The 26,474-nt window shown below is 46.2% G+C and carries 21 protein-coding genes, 1 pseudogene and 1 other annotated feature (1 of these 23 running past the window's edge); of the genes and pseudogenes, 4 read left to right on the forward strand and 18 right to left on the reverse strand.

Annotation, left to right across the window (positions count from 1 at the left end):
• Positions 1-68: 68 nt before the first annotated feature.
• Positions 69-2,869: pseudogene (locus AOU00_RS03040) on the reverse strand (calcium-translocating P-type ATPase, SERCA-type).
• Between the two features lie 229 nt (positions 2,870-3,098).
• On the opposite strand from AOU00_RS03040, the gene AOU00_RS03045 reads away from it, so the two are divergent.
• Positions 3,099-4,844 (forward strand): Rqc2 family fibronectin-binding protein, encoded by a 1,746-nt coding sequence (locus AOU00_RS03045; RefSeq protein WP_069289883.1) that lies wholly within the window; start codon positions 3,099-3,101, stop codon positions 4,842-4,844.
• A 93-nt stretch (positions 4,845-4,937) separates the two neighbouring features.
• Here the strand turns inward: AOU00_RS03045 and AOU00_RS03050 are convergent, their stop codons facing one another.
• From AOU00_RS03050 to AOU00_RS03090, 9 genes are all read right to left on the reverse strand, one after another.
• Positions 4,938-5,807, reverse strand: a complete 870-nt coding sequence (locus tag AOU00_RS03050; RefSeq protein ID WP_069289884.1) for a PHP domain-containing protein — start codon at positions 5,805-5,807, stop codon at positions 4,938-4,940.
• A complete protein-coding gene (locus AOU00_RS03055) occupies positions 5,807-6,763 on the reverse strand; it encodes a selenium metabolism-associated LysR family transcriptional regulator (protein WP_069289885.1) in 957 nt (318 codons plus the stop codon). Before AOU00_RS03055 ends, AOU00_RS03050 begins: the two co-directional genes overlap by 1 nt.
• Positions 6,764-6,971: 208 nt before the next feature.
• On the reverse strand, positions 6,972-7,409 hold the full coding sequence (locus AOU00_RS03060; RefSeq protein ID WP_023989315.1) for a hypothetical protein: 438 nt from the start codon (positions 7,407-7,409) through the stop codon (positions 6,972-6,974).
• Positions 7,410-7,639: 230 nt separating this feature from the next.
• Positions 7,640-7,900, reverse strand: coding sequence for a YlbG family protein (locus AOU00_RS03065; RefSeq protein WP_069289886.1), 261 nt, complete (start codon positions 7,898-7,900; stop codon positions 7,640-7,642).
• 39 nt (positions 7,901-7,939) lie between these two features.
• Entirely contained in the window at positions 7,940-8,380 is a 441-nt protein-coding gene (locus tag AOU00_RS03070) for a YlbF/YmcA family competence regulator (protein WP_061829012.1), read from the reverse strand.
• Positions 8,381-8,488: 108 nt separating this feature from the next.
• Positions 8,489-10,513, reverse strand: a complete 2,025-nt coding sequence (locus AOU00_RS03075) for a helicase-associated domain-containing protein (RefSeq protein WP_069289887.1) — start codon at positions 10,511-10,513, stop codon at positions 8,489-8,491.
• A gap of 6 nt (positions 10,514-10,519) precedes the next feature.
• Positions 10,520-12,343: a DNA repair helicase XPB gene (locus AOU00_RS03080; protein ID WP_069289888.1), complete on the reverse strand. Its 1,824-nt coding sequence runs from the start codon at positions 12,341-12,343 to the stop codon at positions 10,520-10,522.
• A gap of 176 nt (positions 12,344-12,519) precedes the next feature.
• Entirely contained in the window at positions 12,520-12,948 is a 429-nt protein-coding gene (locus AOU00_RS03085; protein ID WP_023989320.1) for a CBS domain-containing protein, read from the reverse strand.
• Positions 12,949-13,032: 84 nt separating this feature from the next.
• Positions 13,033-14,238 carry a M20 metallopeptidase family protein gene (locus AOU00_RS03090; protein ID WP_069289889.1) on the reverse strand — a complete coding sequence of 402 codons (1,206 nt, stop codon included), beginning with the start codon at positions 14,236-14,238 and terminating at the stop codon, positions 13,033-13,035.
• 249 nt (positions 14,239-14,487) lie between these two features.
• On the opposite strand from AOU00_RS03090, the gene ftsW reads away from it, so the two are divergent.
• Positions 14,488-15,747 carry a putative lipid II flippase FtsW gene (ftsW, locus tag AOU00_RS03095; RefSeq protein WP_061829008.1) on the forward strand — a complete coding sequence of 420 codons (1,260 nt, stop codon included), beginning with the start codon at positions 14,488-14,490 and terminating at the stop codon, positions 15,745-15,747.
• 225 nt (positions 15,748-15,972) lie between these two features.
• Here ftsW and AOU00_RS03100 read toward each other — a convergent pair whose 3' ends face one another.
• Entirely contained in the window at positions 15,973-16,338 is a 366-nt protein-coding gene (locus tag AOU00_RS03100; protein WP_013310912.1) for an Asp23/Gls24 family envelope stress response protein, read from the reverse strand.
• A 195-nt stretch (positions 16,339-16,533) separates the two neighbouring features.
• Here AOU00_RS03100 and cax point away from each other — a divergent pair, with 195 nt between their 5' ends.
• Complete coding sequence (gene cax, locus AOU00_RS03105; protein WP_069289890.1) at positions 16,534-17,604, forward strand: calcium/proton exchanger; 1,071 nt, start codon at positions 16,534-16,536, stop codon at positions 17,602-17,604.
• A gap of 141 nt (positions 17,605-17,745) precedes the next feature.
• Here the strand turns inward: cax and AOU00_RS03110 are convergent, their stop codons facing one another.
• From AOU00_RS03110 to AOU00_RS03130, 5 genes are all read right to left on the reverse strand, one after another.
• Complete coding sequence (locus AOU00_RS03110; RefSeq protein ID WP_007431028.1) at positions 17,746-18,036, reverse strand: Fpa/YlaN family protein; 291 nt, start codon at positions 18,034-18,036, stop codon at positions 17,746-17,748.
• 141 nt (positions 18,037-18,177) lie between these two features.
• A complete protein-coding gene (locus AOU00_RS03115; RefSeq protein ID WP_013310915.1) occupies positions 18,178-18,420 on the reverse strand; it encodes an HPr family phosphocarrier protein in 243 nt (80 codons plus the stop codon).
• A gap of 89 nt (positions 18,421-18,509) precedes the next feature.
• Entirely contained in the window at positions 18,510-19,625 is a 1,116-nt protein-coding gene (locus AOU00_RS03120) for an aminopeptidase (RefSeq protein ID WP_069289891.1), read from the reverse strand.
• Between the two features lie 76 nt (positions 19,626-19,701).
• Positions 19,702-20,526 carry a hypothetical protein gene (locus AOU00_RS03125; protein ID WP_069289892.1) on the reverse strand — a complete coding sequence of 275 codons (825 nt, stop codon included), beginning with the start codon at positions 20,524-20,526 and terminating at the stop codon, positions 19,702-19,704.
• Between the two features lie 218 nt (positions 20,527-20,744).
• Positions 20,745-22,730 (reverse strand): sensor domain-containing diguanylate cyclase, encoded by a 1,986-nt coding sequence (locus tag AOU00_RS03130; RefSeq protein WP_069289893.1) that lies wholly within the window; start codon positions 22,728-22,730, stop codon positions 20,745-20,747.
• A 436-nt stretch (positions 22,731-23,166) separates the two neighbouring features.
• Here AOU00_RS03130 and rpsD point away from each other — a divergent pair, with 436 nt between their 5' ends.
• Entirely contained in the window at positions 23,167-23,766 is a 600-nt protein-coding gene (gene rpsD, locus AOU00_RS03135; RefSeq protein ID WP_013310919.1) for a 30S ribosomal protein S4, read from the forward strand.
• A 78-nt stretch (positions 23,767-23,844) separates the two neighbouring features.
• Here rpsD and AOU00_RS03140 read toward each other — a convergent pair whose 3' ends face one another.
• Both AOU00_RS03140 and tyrS read right to left on the reverse strand, forming a co-directional pair.
• Entirely contained in the window at positions 23,845-24,714 is an 870-nt protein-coding gene (locus tag AOU00_RS03140; RefSeq protein WP_069289894.1) for an AraC family transcriptional regulator, read from the reverse strand.
• Between the two features lie 201 nt (positions 24,715-24,915).
• Positions 24,916-26,169, reverse strand: coding sequence for a tyrosine--tRNA ligase (tyrS, locus tag AOU00_RS03145; protein WP_069289895.1), 1,254 nt, complete (start codon positions 26,167-26,169; stop codon positions 24,916-24,918).
• Between the two features lie 66 nt (positions 26,170-26,235).
• Positions 26,236-26,474 (reverse strand) — a binding site (T-box leader) (it continues 28 nt past the right edge of the window).

Genomic DNA, 26,474 nt, shown 5'->3' on the forward strand with positions numbered 1-26,474 from the left:
AAGCTTTGATCCCATGATATCATACAGGGCAATAGTGGGAAAGCGATGCGGTATGCATGACCCGATTACTAGGCTGAAAACTTCGTACGTCCTGCTGAAAAGTGTGTATTTCCGCCGCGACGACGGTTGCGTCGACCGCCCCATACACTTCCCGCTCCCATAAGAAACGTAGGAATCCCGGCTGCCACAATGGATAGCGCCCACTCACGCAATCCAAGCGGTACCGTTTTGAAAATAGGTTGCAGCACAGGCACGTACATAACCACCAGCATTAGCACTACGGAGGAGAGCACGGCAAGCACGAGATAACTATTTTGAAACGGATTACGATGGAAAATAGAACGGGAACTGCGGCAATCAAACACATGAATTAACTGTGCCAAGACTAGCGTAGCAAAGGCAACGGACTGTGCTTTGATCAATTGTCCTGCGTCATCCGGTGCAATACGTAATGTCAGCCAGAAGGCCGCTAGCGTACATAAACCAATCAACAAGCCACGACTAATGATTTTCCAGCCCAATCGACGAGCAAAAATATTTTCCTTTGCGCCACGAGGTTTGTGCTCCATAAGATCCTTTTCTGGCTGGTCCACCCCCAGAGCCATCGCTGGTAGGCCATCTGTCACCAGATTCACCCATAAAATCTGGATTGGTAACAAAGGTAATGGCAACCCGGCCATCATGGCAAAAAACATCGTCAAAATCTCACCAACATTGGAGGCGAGTAGGTAACGGATAAATTTACGGATATTCTCGTAAATATTCCGTCCTTCCTCAATTGCGGCTACAATGGTTGAGAAATTATCATCACTCAGAACAAGCGCAGCCGCTTCTTTGGTCACGTCCGTCCCCGTAATGCCCATGGCAATACCGATGTCCGACGCCTTTATCGCTGGAGCGTCATTGACACCATCTCCGGTCATGGCTACGACATGTCCGCGTCTTTGCAGCGACTTAACGATCCGTAGCTTGTGCTCCGGCGAAACTCGTGCATACACAGAGACGGTATCAACGGCTTTGTCCAGCGCCGCATCATCCATCGCAGACAATTCCTGTCCTGTCAACACATGGGATCCGCGCTGAAGAATGCCAAGCTGCTGTGCAATGGCCTCTGCAGTTGTACCGTGATCTCCGGTAATCATCACAGTGCGAATGCCAGCACGACGGCACTTGCCAATGGCTTCGCGAACCTCACGACGTGGCGGATCAATCATGCCTGTCAGCCCAATAAAGATCAGCTGTGCTTCAGCCTCCTCAACCGTGGAGACACGCTCATGCGAGCGAATATCACGGTAAGCGACACCAAGTACACGTAGCGCCTCCGAGGCCATTCCTTCGTTAGCCGCCAGTACCTTTTGGCGCAGCGTACCCGTTAACGGAACGACATTTCCTTCCCCATAAAATATAGGAACACTGACCCAGCAGTACATCCGGGGCACCTTTGGCAAAGACAATGTGTCCTCCCTGGTGGCGTACGAGTACCGACATTCGCTTCCGATCCGAGTCAAAGGGAAATTCTCGCTCCCTTGTGTACAGCTCATATAGCCCTTGTCGCGTGACTCCGCCCTTGGCAGCTAACGTGATCAGCGCTCCTTCCGTCGGATCACCCTTCAGTTCCCAAACGGCGGACGGCGTCGGCTCTTTGGTTTTCTTTTTCGAACGTAGCTCCTCTGTATCGGCTTGAACAATTTCCGCATTGTTGCAAAGCACACTGGCTTGCAGCAGTCTACGCAGAGATTGTCCGTTTTTAAGATCGGCAGGAAGGTCTCTATCCATAATATGCCCGTGTGGGTCATAGCCCTCTCCCGTAACTCCCCCAGAAACGACCGTCCAGCCATAGCTTGGTGACTGTCATTTTATTTTGGGTCAGAGTCCCCGTTTTGTCGGAACAAATGACAGATGCACAGCCGAGCGTTTCAACAGAAGGCAGCTTACGCACAATCGCCTTTCGTTTAATCATACGCTGCACACCCAATGCGAGCGCAATCGTCACAATAGCTGGCAACCCTTCCGGTATAGCCGCCACAGCCAAGCTCACTCCAGCCAAGAACATGCTCATGGCTGGCTGTCCATGTAAAATACCTGCTACGACAACGAGCACCGTTAGCGCCAACGCTACGATAATCAAAATTTTGCCCAATTGCTCCAATCTGTGCTGCAACGGTGTCTCCTGCGACTCCGTATTTTCAATCAAGTCTGCGATCTTACCCATTTCGGTACTCATACCTGTACGTATAACCATTCCTTGTGCGGTTCCTCTGGTCATCATCGTGCCCATAAAACCGATGTTTTTTTGATCCCCGAGTGGTACTTCGGCGGCATGAATAGGGCGGCAATGCTTACTCACCGGAACTGATTCACCTGTCAGGGCAGACTCCTCTACATCACAGCCGTTCGTACTCAACCACCTTACATCTGCGGGAATGCGATCACCACTTTCCAGCAGCACAATATCACCCGGCACCAGTTCTCTGGCCTGAACTTGAATTCGTTTGCCGCCCCGCAACACTTTGGCGGTTGGGGCCGACAGTTGTCTCAAAGCTCGCAATGAACGCTCAGCTCTGAATTCTTGTACAAAGCCGAGAATTCCATTCAGTACAACAATAGCAATAATGGTAATCGCGTCCAAATATTCGCCAAGCAGTCCGGATATCAGGGTCGCTCCCATCAATACAAGCATCATAAAATCCTTGAACTGATTGAGCAGCAGCAAGATTGCCGAAACTCGCTTCCCCTCGCTCAGCTCATTCCATCCCGACCTTTCTCTTCGTTCCGCAAGCTGTTCCTCCGAAAGACCCTGCTTCGGGTCGACTTCCAGACTTGTTGAAAGCTGTTCATTGCTTAATTGGTGCCAGTGTGCTTGTTCCATTCTCCCCAATTCCCTCCCGGTCAGATAGTCCGTTTCCGTCGGTTGTGCGTAGGATGGCTGCCCGTTATTATATTTTTGTGCCGCGATTGCTGATAAGCTGGACAGACTTTCTAGATTCAATCTATTCGGACAGGACCTGAAATATCACAAAGCCGCTTAAGTTTTGTCCCAAAGTTATGTATCATAGAAGGAAGGCGAAAATACATTTGCTTCAAAGGAGAACATAATTATGGCATTGGACGGAATCGTAACCCGCGCTATCGTACACGAACTGCAAGGAATCCGGGGCGGGCGCATTAATAAAATACATCAGCCAAATGATCGAGATATCGTGCTGAATCTGCGGGCACAAGGCGGAAGCGTAAAGCTGCTGCTGTCGGCTAATCCGACCTTCCCGCGTGTACATTTTACAGAACAAAGCTTTCTTAATCCGACAGAAGCCCCTATGTTTTGTATGCTCCTTCGCAAGCATTGCGAAGGAGGCGTTATTGAGAAAATCACGCAGGTGGGCATGGAGCGTATTATTCACATGGATATACGTCAACGTGATGAACTGGGAGATATTTCACTCAAACGAATTATCATTGAACTGATGGGTAGACACAGCAACATTATTTTGCTTGACCCGGAAACAGGCGTGATGCTGGATGGCATTCATCATGTCACACCGTCTATCAGCAGCTATCGGGTCATTATGCCCGGCTTTCAATACACGGAGCCTCCTGCACAAAACAAGCTGAATCCATTAGAAACGGAAGAGGCAGCCTTCATATCCTCGTATCAAACTGCGATCGAGGCCGAAGAAGCTCCCAAACGCTGGATCGTGAACACTTTTACTGGACTCAGTCCCCTCGTTGCTGAAGAGATACTAACTCGAGTAACTAATGAAGTATCTGGTGATAGTGATCGTTCACTATGGAGTACATTCAGTCACATCATGGATGACGTGCGGAATCATCGTTTTCAGCCAGTATCTGGACTAAACGCACAAGATAAAGTGATATTCTCAGCCATTCCACTGACGTTGATCCAAGAAGAACGTAAGGAGTACGCTACTATCAGTGAGTGTATGGAGGACTTCTTCGGAGAAAAAGCAGAACGGGATACGGTTAAGCAAAAGGTCAGTGACCTACTGCGGTTTCTGCAAAACGAGCGGAGTAAAAACGTAAAAAAACTCGACTATCTCCATCAGGATTTGGCCGAGGCGGAAGATGCGGATCAATTTCGCATTTATGGAGAGCTGCTATTCGCTTCGCTGCATGAGGTGAAAAAAGGGGACAAAGAAGTGACGCTCACCAACTTTTATGATGAGGAACAGCGTCCAATGACCATCCCACTGGACCCGCTACTCACCCCATCGGATAATGCACAACGGTATTTTAAAAAATACAACAAATATAAAAACAGCTTGGCTGTCATTGACGAACAACTGGAGAAAACGCACGAAGAAATCCGTTATATGGACAATCTTCTTCAGCAGCTAGCCCACGCCTCTATGAATGACATTGAGGAAATACGTGAAGAACTGGTTCAGCAGGGCTACCTCAGAGATCGGGTCAAAAAAGGAAAGAAAAAGAAGAAAAACGACCGTCCAACCCTGCACGTCTATACATCATCCGAAGGTATCGAGTTACTGGTCGGCAAAAACAACTTGCAAAATGAATATGTGACAAATCGACTGGCCGGACCAAATGACACCTGGCTGCACACAAAGGATATTCCGGGGTCACACGTCGTTATTCGTGCTGAGCAATTCGGGGATACGACGCTGGAGGAAGCAGCTCAACTCGCTGCCTACTTTAGCCAGGCCAAGCAGTCCAGCAGTGTGCCTGTGGACGCCACCCTGATTCGGCATGTACGTAAGCCCAGCGGAGCCAAGCCCGGCTTTGTCATCTACGACCATCAGCGTACGCTCTTCATTACACCCGATGAGGAACTGGTCAAGAAGTTGCCGAATCGCATCAAAAACGGCTAAGTCTCACCAGCCTATTGAATCCACAAAAAGAGCCCTTTGTTCTTTGCACGATACACTTCTTGTGTTCCATGCATAAGGCAAGGGGCTTTTTATTTACTTTTGTCCAACAGCAGCCTTCCTCAATTCCTCGACAACCTGATCTTCCACACTACGGCTACCCAGATCACCGTGGAAAATAACACCTTGGCGTGTACCGTGAAAATCCGAGCCGCCAGTTGCAATGAGCCCATATTGTGCCGCCATCGCAGTATATCGGCTCTCAGCCTCAGCATCATGGTCCGAATGTCGCACCTCCAAGCCCACAGGCTTCGCCTCCTCTATAATAGAGCGAATCAGCTCATCATTTCCGTATAAGCCAGGGTGGGCCACCACAGGAACCCCTCCTGCTTCACGAATCCAGTTTATGGCCTCCGCAGGCTCTACACGGGGTACAGACACATATCCGGGTGCTCCTTCCGCCAAATAACGGTCAAACGCATCCCGCATATCCTTCGCATATCCCTTTTGAACCAGCGTATCTGCCATATGTGGACGTCCAATGCTTTCATCTGGTGCCAGCGGTCTGCCCATCGTAGCCACCACTTCATCCAGTGTGATTTCCACGCCCAGACTACGCAATTGACTCAAAATCAAATCATTACGGGTATCCCGCGCCTGGCGAAGCTTTTCCAACCGCTCCAAAAAAACTTTATTGCGGTAATCCATAAAATAACCGAGTATGTGAATATCCTTACCGCCAGCTCGAGTACTAATTTCCACTCCTGGCACCACAGTAATTCCTATGCGTTTTCCCTCCTTCAGAGCTTCCTCCAGACCAGCTACCGTATCATGATCTGTAATGGCTACACCTGCCAGTCCTTTTTCCTTGGCCCAGCGCACATTATCTGCGGGTGGCTGCATGCCGTCAGATGCTTGGGTGTGTGTATGTAAATCATATCGTTTTACGTTAATCTGCTCCTTCATTATACATCCTCCTTCTCTTTCCCCTTTGCCAGCTCGTCCTGCGAGTCCCTCAGCACGTCCGTTCCCTGATCATGACGACGCAAGTAAGACAGGAAGGTGACTACCGGAATCGGCAACAACGCCGACTTCAAATGAATTGCATAAAATTCTCGTTTGAACGCGATATCTGAAATGTTCACAATTTTCAACAAACCGAGCGCAACTTCATGCTTCACCGAAGAAGGTGATAGCATGGTAATACCCAGTCCAGCCTCCACCGCCGATTTAACCGCTCCAGTGCTCCCCATCTCCATTACAATACCAAGTCGAGAGGCATCCACACCACGACTTTTCAGTTCATCTTCTATCACTTGACGTGTACCAGATCCCTTTTCTCTGGCTACAAAGGGATGCTTAAACACATCTTCCAGAACCACTTTTTTAGCCTTGGCCAGCGCATGTCCTGAAGGCACAATCAGTTTCAGTTCGTCCTGCATTACAGGTTCTACCACAATATCCGGATGCTGGACTGGGGCCTCAATCAGTCCTAAATTCAACTGGTGTTTTAGTATATCATCCATAATTTGAGTCGTATTCATCACATTCATTGCCATGCGTATATGAGGGTATTCCTGGCCAAACGGCCCCAACATTCTTGGTACAATATACTCACCAATCGTTAGGCTGGCGCCAATATGCAATCTTCCCTCCAGCATGTGAGTAAAAGCAGACATCGCCTCGTCAGCTTCCCTAATCAGTTGCATGCTTTTTTTCGCAAAAGGTAGTAGTGTCGCTCCCGCCTCTGAAAGCTCGATTTTTTTAGTCGAACGTTGCAGCAGCTTCGTGCCGAAATAATCTTCCAAAGACTGAATTTGCATCGTCACCGCAGGTTGTGTCATATGCAGCGCTTGTGCCGCCGCCGAAAAGCTCCCACGCTCCGCTACGGTATAAAAAATGTGCAACTGATGAAAGTTCATACTGACAGCCCTCTCCCCTCTGATCTCTCTATTTTACCATAAGAAAAACATCTGTCGAAGCATTTCCAAGTAAACTTACTGAATTGGGGAGTTTTATTGCTGGAAATAAAAAAAGCATGCAGCTGATAACTGCATACTTTCTACTCAAATTGACGGTAATCATAAGTTCGGAGATTTTTTCATCTAGAGCCGAGCGCCCAATCACCGTCTATTTTTGCTTACGAGTGCTTTTCATCAGTGTCATGCGTCGCGAATGGCGTAGCCATGAATAGTATGACTTCAAATCCCTTAATTCAATGGTCTCCGACATTCGACCCAAAAAGGTAATGACAATCATCTTGTGAAGCGGATTCCCCGCAATATCCATCTCGCCGGGCAACTCTCCAAATTCGGCCACGACGACCAGATCACCATCAATTAAATATACATCCTCTTCGTTATGATAGTAGGACTCCATCCTGTTTTGCTTCAGGCATTCCCAAAGCCAGGCGGCGATATGATTCGTCTCGGACTGTTTCTGCTCTATCCGATCTAAGTAGCGAGTTTTCGCATGATTTGTAATCACGATATCGGCGACTTTTTTATCGCCCATCTCCACGTAGAACGGTTCGTATGTACTCCATCGCTGCATTGCTTTGTCACGCACGGGATCACTCTCCCCACCAGATAGGTCTTTATATCTACCAATATATTCATATGTTACCTCAACAGACCCGGGACTACAAGTTACAAAATTGAAGTTTATGGGCGGTTTTTAAAGATTTTTTAGGTCTAACAGCATTAAGACCATTATGCAAAAGTCCTGACTTTACAAAAAAAAGCCAGCCCGTAGGCTGACCTTTTAAGAATATTTTACAATTTATAGATATTAGAAACTTATATTTCATATTCTTTCATCTTTTCCTTATCGTCGTTGTACTCCGTCCTAACCTCATTTCGAAAAGAACGCTCGACCTTACGCACATAGGAAAGTCTGCGAATATTTTTAACGGTGTCTTCTGCCCGATCCGCATTCATATATATAACTACATAATGCATACGCTTTGAAATAAAGTGGACATTTCCGTATTTCTCCAGATTGCGGGCAGCCTTGATATCGCTTACCCAAATGATGTACCCTGTCCGCTCGGCAAACATTCGCTTCATCTCCCCTCCACTCGGTATCATTCCTATGACCTATCCACAGGAGCATTTCCCTCCGCTACCACATCCGCCCTTTTTCACATTCGGATCATTGCTCGGCACCTTAATGGTCTCGGACACGGAATATGCAATCGTTTCAGACATGGCATGAAGCATATCATCCAGCGCCTTTTCGGCTCGTTTGAACTCCTTAACCTCCACGAATTGTTCCAGTTCCAGCTCAACGACCTGCACTGCATCCTTCGCTTCATGATAGTTCGGATGAAAATGCCCAAAACGCTCCGTTTCCGCGAATAGCTCCTTTTTGGCATCCAGCTTGCGTACACACGCCTGAATAGACGGATTCAATTCCACACGCTGTTTCCAATATAAATAATCCGATACCTCAAAGGATCGGTTGACCATATCGCCCAATTCATAGGCGTTAATAAGCACTTCTGCCATATTGACCGTATTCAATTCGGCTACGCTCATGAATGTTCATCTCACTTTATATAAAGTTCTACCCTGTAAAAGTAGACTCATTTATCATACCACATCCTTCTTTTGAGAAGAAGGAGTTTCATGCACTTCCTGGCTCTACTATGTAAAAGGAACCAGCAACCGCATGTCTGACCATTCACTTGGCTGTAAGCTCGCTTGAGAAGGTGTTTCGTCATCCATTCCTGAGGCATACCAGCCTGTGACACTCCATGGTGCACCGGGAACCACCGCCTCCGGTATCCATTTAACCTCTTTCCCACCGATTCGCAGTCCCACAGCAGCCTGCCAACGGATCGCTTGCTCGATCAACTGCCGGGCAGTGGAAGTATGGTAACTCCTCCATTCTTTTGTCCATGAGGAGGGGACTGTAGATCTTTCCGGAAAATAGTCAGACGGATCAGGCAACATGTGCTCTTGTTCGTAAAAATGCAGCGTACGCCCTGTATAAACCAAACCTGCTCTTCCCTCTTGGGAAAAGATAGGACGGGCCTGAATCGGGTTGGACTCCATTTCACTGTTGGGACTGCCTGAACTTATGTTCTCTGTTTCCGAAATCAATGGATAATGATGAGTTGGCTCGTCCACACCTTCCGGTTCACGACGTGGGCCTAATCCAATTGCAGCAAGCGCTTTTCGTATTTTGACAGCAGAGATCGCCGGAATAATAAAGTCCCTATCGCCCAGCCGTTCCAGTAATCCTTCCAGCGCGGGATGGCGTGCAACTATGTCTGCATCCTCCCGTGTGCCACATCGCAAAAGTGTTACCTTTGCAAAAGCGGTCCGTCCGACATCACCTGCCCACTGTTCTACCGTCATACGCACATGATTAGGCACACCTGTTCGGCTGTATTTATCCAGAAGAGCAGGAATTGCTTTGGCTTCCATCCCTAACTCGATTGCCTCTGTAACACTTTCTCTGGTGAGCCGGTATACTACCATCCGATCTCCTGTCACACGTTCACAGCAGCATTCCAGTCGCCAGCGCACATCATATGCCACATCTGGTGGAACCAATATTTCAAAATCAGGTTGTACATAAAAAGCACCATGCTCTTGATGTGTATCCTCGTAATTATTGGGACGAAGCATTTCTATCACAGATACATTCCAGCGAAAACACAGTTCGCCCGATACAGTCTGGCCCCAATCGCCCATTCCAAAAGCAGTCAGAGCCTTCAGCCAACTCTTCAATTCCTCCATGAAAGGTTCATTGAAATTAAAATCAGAACCCGTTTCTCCCGCAAACCCTTCCGGATTTGAGATTATAGGAACAAGGTCTAAAAGGGCACCATTCTTGGAATCAGCTCTGCTCGTACTCTCATGCTGGATTAGGCCTACCTGAAGCATCCATTGCAGCAGAAACTTGATAGATATCCACCCTTCTGTTCCTACATACTGGGAGACGGCACACAGCATATAGCGAAAATGCTGCATAGACGCTTCGGCCTTGCCGTATCTTTCCATGAGTGTAGCAAAAATATGCTTGCGCATTTGCCAAGCAGACAAACGAATCCAAGTCGCGAGTTCCGTTTCCTGAATGCGAAAAGACACCGTTTCTTTCACTAACAGCCCCAAACTGAGTAGCAAATCCATCATTACCACCGTTTGCACTGGATACAGCTCTGCATGCGCATAATGCAACCCAAGACCCATCAGGTCATCTGGGCGAAAGGGGGTCAGTTCATTCAATTTTTGCAATGATCGCTTATGTATGGTTCCTTTGGCCGTCAAAGGGACACCTTGTACCGCAATACGTGACAACGCATGCAGTAATTCCGACTCCAGGCCTGTCATTGATTCATGTACCGTTATCGGATGATCCGAATGCATCATGTTCATTGGATTTTGCTCTAACAACATATCGTACAGATCCGGTAGCCGATGAACCGGAATATATAAAATTCGTTCGCCCCACGATTTGGTAACAGCCTCCAGCCAGCCCCGGGCACGTAATCCACGTAGTGCCAGTTTCGTTTCGACTCCGCTTAACACTCCCCGGGTAAGCTGTATAGGTTCTTCTTCCTTCATGGGCTGTCCCGCGTACCGGATAAAGCATCGTCTAAGTACTAGCCGCTCATCCGATGAAAGCTCATTCCAGCTGTCTTGCATGTTCGTTACGCCCATTCTTGATTAGGCCTCCTTTTTCTTCTCACGATCTTCAGACTTAGCATTCCGGCCTCCGATAGTCTCTGTCACACTAAATCTGCGAACCGCATATTCATAGCCTTGCTCGATCAGAAACAGCTGACGACGAGCTGCAAAATCCGTCTCCTTGCTATTCTCCGTCACTAGCGCATAAAAATAAGCTTTATTCTCGCCCGACTTTGGTCGCAGAATACGGCCCAGTCGCTGCGCTTCTTCCTGGCGAGAGCCAAAGCTACCCGATACCTCTATGGCTACTGCCGCATCTGGCAAATCCACCGCAAAGTTTGCAACCTTGGACACCAATAGGGTCCGAATTGTACCCTTGCGGAACGCATCGAACCAACGCACCCGCTCGGTCTGGCTCATTGAACCCGTAATCAGTGGGACGCCCAGCTCCTGAGCCAATATACGCAATTGGTCCAAATATTGACCAATAATAAGCGTGGGCAAACCGCTGTGCTGCTGCATCAGGCTACGCACCGCCTTCAGTTTGACCGGATTTTCGGCTGCAATTCGGTACTGCTGTCTGCCCTCCGCACGCATACTGCGCTCCAAGAGTTCAGCTGTCATTGGAAGCCGTAGCTCCACACAATCGACCTGAGCGATCCAGCCCTGTCGCTCCAGCTCCTTCCACGGCATATCGTATCGTTTGGGTCCAATTAAAGAGAACACATCCCGTTCACAACCATCCTCTCGAACCAGCGTGGCCGTTAACCCCAAACGACGGGTAGCCTGAATGTCAGCCGTCGCCCGGAATACTGGCGCGGGTAGCAAATGAACCTCATCATATATAATGAGTCCCCACTTCCGCTCACTCAGCAGTTTCATATGCTCAAAATCCCCATCTTTGGTACGACGGTGTGTCAAAATCTGGTAAGTTGCCACCGTAATCGGACGCACCTCTTTTTTCTGACCACTATACTCCCCGATGGAATCGGCAGGAATATCCGTCTTTTGCTTTAACTCTTCTACCCATTGCCGTACAGATGTAGTATTAGATGTTAGAATAAGCACCTCGCACTGAAACCGATTCATTACCGCCATACCTATCACTGTTTTTCCGGCTCCGCATGGAAGCACCAGTACACCACTACCCCCTAAGCCGTCCGCTCCTTCAAACGCATCAGCGGCCTTTACTTGATAATCACGAAGCTGCAACTTCGTTTGTCCCTTTCCCAAGGTAAAACTAAGCTGATTCCCTTCAAGATAGCCTGCCGTATCCACAACGGGATATCCCAAGCGCGTTAATTCCTGCTTGAGCAAGCCCCGATTTTCGGGCGGGACCGATGTGCTTACCTCGTCAACGCGAAGTAAACCAAGCTGTTTTAGCTCTTGCTTGGTCAGTAGCTCATCCAGTAAAGCGGGGGTCTCTGCTCCCAAGATCAAGCGATCACCTATTGTATAGCTGTTGGCTTTCCCTGTCTTTATACCTCCGTCTGGCTCATGTTCAGCACGGTATGCGCCAATCGTATCTGTGCTATAAGTTCGCTCTTCTTCCGTACCCTCCCTTGAAAGCGTCAACGTCCCATAACGAGAAACGAGCTGTTCAATATCCTTCAACAAATCACGTGGAATATCCCAACGGGACATGGAGTTCAAACTATTTTGAATGTCCTCAGCACTCCATCCGAGGGCAGCTGCGTTCCACAAAGACAGTGGGGTGAGGTGATATGTATGAAAAGCGGACGGGCTTTTAACCAGCTCCGCATAAATCTGCAACTGTGAACGAGCCCATTCTGAACCGGGCAAGCCCATTTCCAGCAGAACGGTAAAATCACGTTGTACAATACAAGGATGTTCTGGATTCATAACTACCTCCTGATAATCTAACCATACATCATTTTAAAGTTATATAATAAATAGCTTATCCGTTTATTCGCATATCAACCAGAACAGCAAGGAGTTCAACCCATATTCGGGTTGAACTCCTGATTAGAAGCTCGGGGTAAAGATCTCCCTAAACTAATGCTACCTTAATTATTCTTCTAGTGGACCTGCTCGGAAATATGGCTAAGCGCCTCTCCAGCGTTGTCTGCAAAAATATTACGAACAGCCAAATCCCCGATCGAGACAATCCCGATCAGACGGTCTCCTTCCGTCACGGGCAAACGACGGATTTGCTGCTCTGCCATCAGTTCAGCTGCTTGGTCCACCGACATGTCCGCACTAGCTGTACGAATACCTGTCGTCATAACTGTATCGACCGAACCCGAACCCGAATTTTTAGCCGCATAGCCGCGAACGACAAGATCACGGTCCGTTACTACACCGATCAACTTATCACTGCCTTCGCTTTCCACAACCGGAATAAAACCAGTATCATTGTCCTTCATTTTGACCGCAATTTCATAAATATTGTCCTGCGGGGTAACCGTTACGCATTTTTTAGTCATAACTTCCTGAACTTTTTTCATGGGTACTCCCTCCTTTTCAAGAGTAGGGTACCCCATTTCATTCAGCTCATACTCCAGATTGAACCGTTCCTAATTCAACTCATTTTAGCCCTTAATTGCCCCTGCTTTTCGTTCCGCAGCGTATCCCGTAGACATCGCAATAAACAAACGAACCGCGTTAATCATAGCATCCTCATCAAAATCAAATTTCGGATGATGGTGTGGATAAACTGCTCCTTTAACTGGGTTACCCGCTCCTACGAACATGAAGCAACCTGGCACACGTTCCAAATAATACGCAAAATCTTCAGCAGGCATCAGTTTCGACGCTTCCTGTACATTCTCCTCGCCAAAAACAGATTTTGCTTCATTAAAGAAACGAGATGCTTCATGTGCGTCATTGACAACTGGTGGGTATCCCATAATATAGCGAACCTGTGCTGTTGTACCGTATGTTGCGGCTGTAAGCTCTGTCACCTCATGCAGTCGCTCCTTCATTACCGTTCGTGTCTCCTCATCAAACGTACGAATCGTCCCACTCAAGCGACACGTTTCTGCGATCACATTTTGCGCAGAGCCCCCTTGGATGGTTCCCACCGTCAGCACGGCAGGTCGCAAAGGGTCGACTGAACGGCTTACGATACTTTGCAGTTGCATAACAAGAGCTGAACCCGCCACCACACTATCATTAGTGGACTGAGGCATGCCACCATGCCCACCCTTACCTGTGATTTCAATATAAAAATCGTCTGCCGCCGCCATCAGAGGCCCTGCGCAACTCGCGGCCGTCCCGACCGGAAAAGGTGTCCATAAATGGATGCCATAAATGACATCCACACCTTCCAATACACCATCCTTTATCACACTGACCGCTCCGCCAGGCAGCAATTCCTCCGCAGGTTGGAACAACAACCGAATTTCTCCTTGCAGCTCGTCCCGGTTCAGACTAAAATAGTAAGCCGTTCCAAGTAACGCGGATGTATGTCCGTCATGGCCGCAAGCATGCATGGCTCCGTCCACGCTGGAGCGATATTCACATTCCTTTTCATCTTGAATAGGAAGAGCATCCATATCGGCGCGCAGCATGACGACAGGCCCAGGTTTAGCACCACGAATGGTGCCTACAACACCGTGTCCCCCTACCTGACGGCGAATCTCGATTCCCCAACTCTCCAACTTATCCGCTACAAAAGCTGCGGTTTTGCTTTCTTGAAAGGAAATTTCGGGATTCTTATGTAAATGTCTACGCCATTCCACCATGTTTTCTTGCAAACGATCAAACCAGGTCTCGTCTATCACATGTTGTGTCATTCTGCTCCACCTCTCCTTTTAAAGCATCGGGCAAGTTCCCGATTAAACATGCAGCGTCACCACGTATGCACCGCTGCTCTCAAGTCTTCATTTTTATCCTATTGTAGCAGATATGGAATTGTTGCGATATCTGTTGCTCCAGGGAGCTTGCAGAAGCCCATCAAACATAATATGATAAAATGGATAAACGATAAAATGATAACCGTCTGCGAGGAATATACCTTGTGGCGAATACCGGGGGAAGCTGATATGAGAAATACGAAGCCGGAGACTCGAAGAAGAGGCACACCGGATTTCCAATTGCTGATCCTCACTTTGTTACTGGTTGGATTCGGTGTAATTATGGTATTTAGCTCCAGCTCCAGCGTAGCTCTGCTGAATAAAGAATACAATTTTGACTCTTTATATTTTGTGAAGCGCCAATCTGCTTTTGCTGTACTTGGACTTTTTATTATGTTGGTAGCTATGAATATTAAGATGGAAAAATATAAAAAGCTTTTTGTACCTTTGTTTTTTATAACTATATTACTGCTAATCATCGTTCTTTTTACAGGCTCACTTAACGGCGCAAAAAGCTGGCTCAGGTTTGGTAGTGTTGGCTTCCAGCCAACGGAGCTTGCGAAAATTTCCATCATTCTTTACTTATCCGCACTCATCGTCAAAAAAGGAGATCGCTTTAGAGATCTGCGGACTGGCTACATCCCTGTAACAGTCATTGTAGGCTGTGTTGCAGGACTCATCATGCTTCAACCTGATTTAGGCTCCTGCTTCATTTTGGTTGCCACCAGTGGTCTGATTATTTATGCCGGAGGAGCCAGTGTCAAGCATATTACAGCATCAATCGTCCTACTCGTGCTAGGTGCTTCCATCGTATTTGGTATTGGGTCGTTGTTTGGAGGAGATTCTGGAACCACAGATGGACAAGCTGCTGCCCAGCAAGATTATAAAATCGGGCGCTTTCAAGCCTTTCTTAATCCCGAGAAATATAGACAAGGAACGGGGTACAATCTGGTACAGTCCTTGCAAGCTATAGGTGAAGGCGGCTTAAACGGGTCAGGCTTTGGTAAAGGTATTATCAAGCTTCACTATCTTCCTAATTCATTTAATGATTTTATCTTTTCCGTAATCGGTGAAGAATTCGGATTTATCGGAACAGCCATATTCCTGATGCTATATTTGTATTTCATTTGGCGAGGCATGATCATTGCTCTTCGTTGCCATGATCCGTTCGGAACGTTGGTAGGCACCGGCATCATGGGTTTGATCGCCATTCAGGCCTTCATTAATATCGGCGGTGTAACCCAAACGATTCCAATCACTGGCGTAACGCTTCCATTTATCAGCTTTGGTGGCTCCTCCCTACTTGTCATGATGTTTTCCATGGGCATTATGCTCAGTATTTCTCGTGAGAACACCAAACAAGCGGTGCAGGAACGCACCACAGGGGTAGCTGTCCGTAATGAAGTACCCAATCGCTTTCAAACTCGTAGAACCAACCGTTTTCGCTAAAAAAAGAACTTCCAAGGACCACTTACAACGGTGGCTTTGGAAGTTCTTTTGGTTATGTATAAAATACGAGAGCCCTCTGCAAAAATGGCTATACTGTTGATTCCCAAAACGAAAACTGGCGATTCTATAACCACCAGTTTTCGTGTTTTATTCGGGTTATCCCACGGAATTCCCCGACGTGTATACAATTGGTTAAAAATATCAATTTGTCGGTTCCTGATTCTTTTACACTGCGTCGTCCTTGAACGCGACACCTTCCACTTTTACGTTCACTTCCACGACCCGCAAACCCGTCATACTTTCGACGGCTTCTCGCACATTTTGCTGAAGAATTCGGGACACCTCATGAATAGGTGTTTCGTAGAGCACGATAATACGTAGATCAATGGCAGCTTCCAGCTGTCCAACCTCCACTGATACGCCTTTTTGTACATTTTTACCACTCAGCCTTTTGGCCCAGCCTTCCGATAAACCGCCTGACATTGCAGCAATGCCCGGTGTCTCTAATGCGGCCATCCCGGCAATTTTACCTACGACATCGTTGGAAATCTTGATGTTTCCTGCTTCCAGTTGTTGAATTTGCTCTGCCATGACCTATGTCCCCCTTCATCATCCATCCTTTATTTGTATTGTAAAGCCTCAGCCACTCCAAATGCAAACCCTACGTATGAAAAACAACTTTCGTTTACAACCTATATCATTTTGGGTATATTAATTTAGAAAATCCATACAAGTGACAGCTTTCGCCAAACTTGTACACATCTATTGATATCGAGGTGCTCTTCATTGAAAAAATGGTTATCTCCCGCTTTGCTCATAGCGACATTTGCTCTTAGCGCAGTCGCTCATTACACCCATTGGAATGCTATAGCCCAATTTGTCATTTGTGCAATTTCTGTTGTATTCGTAGCCGGTTTTCTCGGCAGGGCGACCGAAAGTGTCGCGCATTATGCTGGCCAACGTCTAGGTGGGTTCTTAAATGCCACCTTTGGTAATGCAGCCGAACTGATCATCGCCATCTTTCTCGTTAAAGAAGGTCTTTACGATATGGTAAAGGCCAGTCTTACCGGTTCCATCATCGGTAATCTGCTGCTGGTGCTCGGAGCAAGTCTGTTCGCAGGCGGTTTGAAGTACAAAGTGCAAAATTTCAATATATCGCTGGCTGGATTAAGTGGTTCTCTGATGATTGTGGCTGTTATTGCCTTGTTCGTTCCAGCTGTCTTTCTGAACACACACGTTATCACGGATAACGAATCAGATACGCTCAGCCTGATTGTCGCAGGCACGCTCATTGTCGCGTATATTGCGTGGCTTATTTTCTCTATGATTACGCATAAGGACTATTTAGCTGACGTGACCGAACAAAAAGATGAAGAATTGCCACATGAGCATGCCCCTGTGTGGTCCAGAAACAAATCCATTGCCTATTTGGTACTCGCTACCGTCATGGTCGCTTTTGTCAGCGAATGGCTGGTAGGTACACTGGAGGTGTTTACGACCCAATTTGGGCTCAGCGAATTGTTTGTAGGTGCCTTCCTCGTCGCTATTATTGGTAATGCAGCCGAACATAGCGCTGCTATTTTACTGGCGATGAAAAACAAAATCGGTGCATCGGTCGAAATAGCTGTCGGCAGCAGTTTGCAAATTGCGCTATTTGTTGCCCCTGTGCTGATTTTTGTCAGTTACTTTATGGGAAACACGATGAATATTGTTTTCACCACTATTGAGCTGGTCGCCATTGCTGTCGCTGTATTTATCGCCAAATCCATCACCCAGGACGGCTCAACCAACTGGTATGAGGGACTCATGCTACTGGTAGTGTATGTATTGTTAGGTGTCTCCTTCTTCCTTGTGTAGCTTTTAAGGTTTTAAAATGTGCATTAGGATGGTGGAAGGGCGAGGCGCTTTTGCCATCCTAATGGAACATTTTTTTTAAAAAAGGCATCAAAAAAAGCATGCTCTCAAACTCCGCATGCTCTCATCAATTCAACCGTCTTCCTAATTGGCCTTATTATTCATGGCCTCATATAGAATAGCCAGATTGCGTTCCAGCTCACTGACCAGCTGTTTACCTACCATTTCCGGAAGAAGTCCAGCGCGAACCGCAAAATCCACTTCCTTGGAAAATCCGTACATCTGAGTATCCAGCACTTCCTCATAGAGAGGGCAATAACGGGTTGCCAGATTCTCCATCTGTACTTCAATAAGCTTCTTTATTTTATCTGCATCTTCCTGAAGCAGATTAATAGCCTTGATATTCAATTGTTCCTGCAAATCAGATGAAGTCATGGATTCTTCCCCCCTATGTCTCAATGTCGCACAAGACGTCCTATCCTTAATATTAGACCAAATTGCAGGCTAATACAAGAACCTGACAAAAAAAGCATCCCTACAGTTACAGGTAGGGATGCTTTTGCTTCAAGAATAAAGTTAGCTGGCTACTGAAATATGAAGTCCGTGCTTCTCGAATACCTCGATGATCGCTTTCTTAGCTTCCTCCGCATCTGGTCCATGAACGTGTAGTTCATAGCTATGGCTGCTGACTAGGGTCGTAAACAAGCCCAGTATACTTTTCACATCAATATACTTATTTTCGGAATGAAGGACGATGGAAGAGGTGAACTTGCTCGCCGTCTGTGCAATTTCAACAACCGCCGCGTTATTATTGGACATAGAGATCCCTCGCTTTACTGAATTGTCATGTATCGTTACTCCCCCATAATAATACATTGAAATCGCTTTCTCAGCAAGAACGGATATCGTTATTTTAAATTCTCAGGGTTTAATGGCTCCAGCTCAGGCAGTACAAAGATGCCGTCTTTACGAATCAAAACATCGTCAAAATAAATTTCACCACCGCCATATTCTGGACGCTGTATCAACACCAAATCCCAGTGGATCGATGAACGATTACCGTTATCCGCTGTTTCATAAGCTTGACCCGGTGTAAAATGCAAGCTGCCGGCGATTTTCTCGTCAAACAAAATATCCTTCATTGGATGTAAAATGTGCGGATTAAATCCGATGGCAAACTCGCCAATATAACGTGCTCCCTCGTCAGAATCGAGAATATCATTCAGCCGCTTCGTATCGTTACTCGTCGCTTCCACGATCTTACCATTTTCAAAACGGAATTTAACATTTTCAAAAGTAATACCATTATACAGGGTTTGTGCATTATAGCTGATAGTTCCGTTAACGGAATCACGTACAGGCGCGCTGTATACTTCGCCATCCGGGATATTGCATTGACCTGAACACTTGATAGCTCCGATTTGCTTAATAGAGAAATTCAAATCCGTACCCGGTCCGCTGATCCGTACCTTGTCCGTCCGATTCATCAGGTCTGCCAATGCATCTTGAGCTTTGTCCATTTTTGCATAATCCAGATTACACACATCGAAATAAAAATCTTCGAACGCTTCTGTGCTGATATTTGCCAATTGAGCCATGCTGTCATTCGGATAACGCAGCACTACCCATTTAGTGTGTTTCACCCGTTGTTCGCTATGTACCGCATGCTGATAAATGGAATTATACATTTTCATTTTATCTTCCGGCACATCTGACAGATCATTTACATTTTCACCTGCACGAATTCCGATGTAGCAGTGCATTTGCTTCATCCGGTTAAGGTCAATCTCAGCCCAGGTCTCCAGCATCTCCTTTGTCGCGTGACGAAGCATGGCGCTCTGTACCTTACGGTCTGTAAGTTGTACAAAAACATTTCCACCTTTTTTACCAACTTCATGAATGACGGCGTTAAGCAAGTCGCGCTCTGTACCAATCATTTCGATCAATACATTTTCTCCAGGCTGCACTTCAACAGAGTAACCGACCAGATTTTCTGCCAGCTTAAGTATTCTAGGATCTTTCATGTAGTGTCTCTCCTTCTCTATTTCATTCTTTTTGAACAATGGTTAATTCAAAATTCATTGTATCATGCCCGCCACGTTACTTGTAGTCCTTAAAAGTAACTCTGGTTATCAAAGCCTCTTGATGCAGTTCTTCATTCGCTCCTTGTCGGGAAATCCTGCATTCCGATGAAAGCTTTAAGGGTAAACCTGTTTGGCGATCTATGGTCAGATGATACACAGTACGCACAATGGATTGCTCCAGCTGGTTGCTCATATCCTCACAACTTTGTGCCCATATTTGGCTCAACTTCTTTTGCAGTTCTCGATTCGTTCCTGTATGCTGCGTTTTTAATATCCCGTTTTGAGGGTTTAAAGTATTCATTTCTTTTATTAAACGATCTTTCAACCAGCGCTTTGCCGAAGCAGATTCCGGTTCAATCCTCAACACCCAAGTTCCCCGGGCAGCTCCCGTTTCCATACGAATGCTCTTATTCAGTGTATTTAATTCCTCAAGCTCCTGAATCGGATTGAAGCGATTTAACATACCATTTCCAACCAGAGGGGGATAACCGGATGTCAGCGCAACCCATTTTCCACTCTGACGAAGAAAACGTTCTTGTGTAACATCATGCTCGGACTTACCTTGTTGCAGAGCTGCGTAGCCACCTTGCTTACGAAAAGCCACTGCAGAGCCCCAGTGCATGGTCAATTCATCGTGATTTCTTAGCCTACCGCGATATTCAAACTGCTTATTCGTCGGCAGACCACTGTCAGCTCTAATTGCAGTCCGTCCAGTAAACGTTACCATCTCTTTGCCGGCCATTCCTGCAACAGCTCTCTTAAAAATCTGCTCAGGAGTATATTGTCGATCCAGTGCACAACCACTTAACACACCTATTACAAGGAACACACAAACCTGCATCACCCATTGCTTTCTCCAATACATCCATCATCCGTCCTATCCTGAACATAACTGTACTCATGAGCAATAAGCCTGCTTCAAGGCAGTTATGCTACCTGGTTCACTTTATCGTGTTTTCCCTATAATTCAATCATACACACGATATAGCTACGTCTAGGATTACCTGTCTGCAATGGGTTATGCAAGACAAAAAGAGAACATTCCCTATGGAATATTCTCTACACATTGGCTACATGATCAACAACTATTCGATTGCGTCCTTCATTTTTCGCTTCGTACAAGGCCATATCAGCCCTATAAAATAAAGATTCAATACTGATCTGCTCATCCAGCCAGTTCCATTCAGCAATCCCGCAAGAAACAGTCACCTGAGGCTCGGTTTCATGCTGCACACGGTAACGTATTTTTTCTGCATATTCGAGCGCCTGCTGAACCCCCAGCTGTGGTAAATAAATGGCAAGCTCCTCGCCGCCCCATCTTGCACATACATCCTCATCGCGAGTCGCCGAACGAACGATATTGCTGACGCTTTTCAAAATTTCGTCACCCGTCTGATGCCCATGCGTATCATTCACTTGTTTGAATTGATCAATATCTACCAAAATAAGAGATCCACAGAAATCCTTTTCCTGATGTTGTTGAATGATTTGGTCCACATAGTGACGTACATACAGACCTGTTAACATATCCATATTAGCCAACCGCCGCACTTCAGCGTGCAGCATAGCATTGGTTACCGCCAATCCGATATGAGGGGCTAGCATTTGCAGCATTTTGTAATTATCGTAAGAGAAAGAGTGTGGAAGCTTGCTGGACAATAGTATAACCCCTTTAGGAGTACCGCTGGTCTTCATAGGTACAGCCATCAAAGACTGGGAGTCTGTCGCATCCATAAAATGAGAGGATATCTTTCCATCCTTTCTATAGTCCGACACAATCACTGGTTCTCCTGTTAAGCGTATCAGCCCAGCAAATCCATCTTCAAGAGGGTAACTTTCCAGTCTTAAGCTTTCCACATTACTCGACATGACTTTAAAACAGTTTCCATCCTGATCAAGCTGTACAATACAACAAAAGTCCGCCATGAACATTTTTAATAACTCCTGCACAGCAAATTCAAATATTTCATTTAACTTCAGGCTCTGATTCAAGCGCTGAACCAGTTCATTAATGAGACGCAATTCATGGATAAGTACATTCGATTGCTCAAGCAGCTTCGCATTTTCAAATGCAGTACCAGCCGTATCCGCCATCATGGCAATCAGCTCTACATCCACTTTTTTCATACTATCCGCACCCGATGGAAGAATCATATGGAAAACACCGTATACACCCTGCTTGCCACGTAATGGGATGGCGATTTCAGTTATTTCATCTTGTGTACCGACAGGCTCGTTCACAGCCATTTGCCCTTTCATAAATGCACGGACGCATACATCTTCATCCCGTTCATGCAGCAGCAAAGGTTTGACCTGCGGATTGCGACTGTGTCGATCCTGACTCATGTACAACGTGATATCTACATGGGGAAACAAATAGGCGATGCTCCCGAATACCTCATCCAGCACGCCTTCCACGTCAATTTTGTCATGCATCCGTTTTACAATCTGAAATAAAATAGAACGGCGTCTACCTTCACGATCGCTTCGATTCTGCATCCCAAGGATATCTTCCATAAATATGTACTCAAACTTCGAGTAAAAGCAGGATTTAAAATGTAAAGCAGCTACTAACAATGTGTCCTGATTTGAGACAGAATGTTGAGCAGGCCGTGTAAAACGAAGAGCGGCAAAGGGCTCCCTCTTATAATTACGACATAGTATGGGAACCATATACACAAACGCAAGGCTTCCATCACGAAGTTTGCGCTGGCTCACTTCCATCTCTCTAGATATGCAACAACGTTCGACCAAGTCCAAATCCTCGTCATCATCTTCTTCCCTACCAGCAACACGAACACCTATAAAATTAAAAACAGCAGTATACTCTTCGTTAATCCAGGATATACCATTGCTCTGCTGTAACCAACTCCGATATCCTTGGACAAGAAGCTGATTAATATAGGGGAAATCATAGGGTGTCATATCCATGTTCTGGAGCCAGGCAAAAGACGTGTATCCTTTATCATCAAACAGCGGAGCACCGCTAGCCTGGACTGTTTTACTGTCAAGCATTTGCTGATCCGTTGTTGAAAATTCCGACATATTAAGGCGCTCCTTCACAGCAAAGTTAGCTGTACCAAGACAGCGGCTATACACCACTATAGCTCATAATATGATCTATTTTACTCTCAACTTTAGAAATTTGCATCCATTTTCCAGAAATTCGTCCCACTTTTTTAGTTCTAAAGCCCTATCGACAAATTTTGACGTTTTCATTCTTTTTCTCTTCTTGACATTGACCTACTCTTACATATAGTATATATTATTGAAAAAGACTGTACGGCAGAACTATCTACTGTGCGGATCTTAAATTTTGGGCGTAACAGTTTGTGTCACCCTCATCTTTTTTGTTGCTGACAGGACAGCGGCTGAACTTTTCTGTCAGTAGTGCGTCTTACCTTAATAGGTAGCGCCGAACAAATTGGAGCGCAAAGAGAGCCCCAACTCAAATTTTAATTATGAAGGAGTTAACTCTATAATGGCACGTTACACTGGTCCTAAATTTAAATTGAGCCGTCGTCTCGGTATTTCCCTGAGCGGCACAGGTAAAGAATTGAAACGCCCTTTCCCTCCGGGACAACATGGTGCAAACCAACGGAGAAAAATCAGCAACTACGGTATGCAACTTCAAGAGAAACAAAAGCTGCGTCACATGTACGGCTTGGGTGAAAAACAATTCCGTACCCTGTTCAATAAAGCTCAACACATGCACGGTATCGCTGGTGAAAACTTTATGTTCTTGCTGGAAAGCCGTCTGGACAACCTTGTATTCCGTCTTGGCTTTGCTAATTCCCGTGCAGGCGCACGTCAATTGGTAGCTCACGGTCACGTTACTGTGAACGGTAAAAAAGTTGACATCGCTTCTTACCAAGTAAGCCCTGGCGACGTGATCGGTCTTCGTGAAAGAAGTCGTTCCCTGTCTTCCATCAAAGAAGCTTTGGAAAACCGCAACCACTTGGTAGCTTACCTGGAGTACAATGACGCAGCTCTGGAAGGTAAATTCATTCGTTTGCCTGAGCGTGGCGAATTGTCCCAAGATATCGATGAAAAACAAATCGTCGAATTCTACAACCGCTAATCCTTGCATTAGCACCAAAAAGCACCCGAATTTATTCGGGTGCTTTTTTATCTTCTCTGTGCATCGAGCCTGAGGGTTTTATTCAATGGGGATGTATACCTTCATACTCAAATGATCTGGATAGGAGGAATTCATCACGTCCGTAATTTCAAAATCAGGCCCCTCCCTCCGTTCAAAATTAGAATTAGGAAGCCATGTGCCATAGATAAAGTCTCGTATATTCTGAACCCGTCCATCTGAACCCGAAGCGTCAAACTCAGCATACTTCCCTGCTGGAATCTCCATATATATGAAACCCTCTGCCAGTTCTTTTGACTCTTTTTCAACTGCCTCGCCCACCACAAATGAAAATGCACCGTTGTCTTCAAATCGACAGGCAACCCCATATGACATTCCCGGTGCAATTTTGCTCGGGATACACATAAAATATTCATTTGCTCCAAAGTGTCCATAAAATCCTGGGATTTCTTTATAGTGCTGCTCATTATTCAGGTTTGTTTTATATTCATATCCTACAATTTTGACCGTTTCGAGCTGCAATATCACCGGCTTATTCACATCCAAATCCCCCATCGTATTTTTTTGGTAATCCAGAAAATTGATTTTACTTTGCCCAGGAAGCTCAATATCACCGTTACGATACTTCCCAGGGGTGATCCCAAAATTCTTTTCAAAAGCGCGGGTAAAAGCCTCTTGTGAGTTGTACTGATACTCAATAGCAACGTCCAACACTTTTTGATTGGATTGTTTTAGCTGTTCAGCCGCCTCGGACAATCTTCTCCTTCTTATATATTGTTGAACCGTAAAACCCGAAATGGCCTGAAAAACCCGCTGGAAATGAAAAGCTGAAAAGCATGCCTGTGAAGCAATATCGGCAATTTTTAGATCCTCCCGGAGATTCAATTCAATAAACTCAATCGCACACTGAATTCGTTTAAAGTAGTCCATATAATCCTTCCCCGCACTTGTAATTGTTTTGGTTATCGATCCTACACCGAAATTGTGCAACCCACGTTTTCATTATGTATAACTCTTTACCTACATGTTTGATTATTTGTGCTAAGTTTACCATGACTTTTCACTTTGCAGAAATAAAAAAGCAACGCTGAGATCGATACAATCTCAACGCTGCTTTTGAATATATTTTCATTATCCAAGCTTGATTTTAGCAAATTTCCGTTTACCTACCTGCACAATGTCGCCTTCCTTCGGCATGTATGCTTCGTTCACATCGGTCCATTTCTCTTCGTTAATTTTGACCGAACCCTGCTGAATACTGCGCTTGGCTTCACCGTTAGATGCTGCAAAGCCCAGATGAGTCAGCAACTGGATCACACGAATGCCACCTTCTTCTAACTGATCAGCCGTCAAGGTGAACTCTTCAATATCGTCAGGCAGCGCACGTTGCTGGAATACGGTCACAAAATGCTGCTTCGCTGCTTCCTCTGCTTCTTCACCATGGTACATGCGCACTAACGTTCCAGCCAGCTTCATTTTGGCATCACGTGGATGCACTGAGCCGTCCTTAACACCTTTCGCCAGCTCTGCCAGCTCCTCGTTGTTGATATCCGTTGCAAGCTCAAAATATTTCAGCATCAGCTCGTCAGGAACGGACATGGACTTACCGTATATTTCGTTCGGCTCCTCATCAACACCAATGTAGTTCCCCAAACTTTTGCTCATCTTCTGGACGCCATCCAGCCCTTCAAGCAATGGTAATGTAATCGTAGCCTGCGGCTCAACTCCGTATTCTTTTTGCAGGGTTCTGCCCATTAGCAGATTAAACTTCTGATCCGTCCCCCCCAATTCAATATCGCTTTGGAGAGCCACGGAATCCATGCCCTGCATCAGCGGGTAAAAGAACTCATGGATGCTGATCGGCAATCCGTTTTGGTACCTTTTTGTAAAATCATCCCGTTCCAACATACGGGCAACCGTTACTTTGGCCGACAGGGTTACTACATCAGCAAAAGACATTGGCCCTAACCATTCGGAATTGTAGAATACCTTTGTTTTTTCAGGATCGAGAATTTTAAAAATTTGTTCCTTGTACGTTTGTGCATTACGCTGTACATCTTCCTCAGTCAGTTGCTTACGAGTTTCCGATTTACCTGTCGGATCACCAATTCTGCCTGTAAAATCTCCGATAATCAGTTGCACTTGATGGCCTAATTCCTGGAACTGGCGCAGTTTGTGCATAACAACCGTATGTCCGATGTGAATGTCGGGCGCAGACGGATCTAGACCCAGCTTAATTTTGAGTGGCTCGCCGCTAACGACCGATTTAATAACCTTACGCTTCAGCTCATCCTCAGGTACAATTTCCGCTACTCCACGACGTATCACCTCTAGCTGTCGCTCGACCTCTACCTGTTGCTCCGGCTTCAATTCTTCCCACTTCATCCTGTATACCTCCTATTTTTCATCCAAAATATAACATATTAAACAAACCGAAAAGCCCCTTTCATCCCAAGGGACGAGAAGGAGCTGCTCGCGTTACCACCCTAATTAAAGAAACGCATGTCAAAGACAGACATTTCTTTCACTTCATTCCTATAACGGGCCTACACCCGGTACTGGATTACTATGGCAGCTTCGCAAATCTGCAAATGCTTTCCATTCATCCAGACAGCTCCAGACGGTAATTCAAAGGAGGGACGCTACCGATTCACACCACCCATCGGCTCTCTGTACAACGTGAATCCGCC

Origin of the sequence: Paenibacillus polymyxa, from assembly GCF_001719045.1 — a bacterium.
GTDB classification, from domain to species: Bacteria; Bacillota; Bacilli; order Paenibacillales; family Paenibacillaceae; genus Paenibacillus; species Paenibacillus polymyxa_B.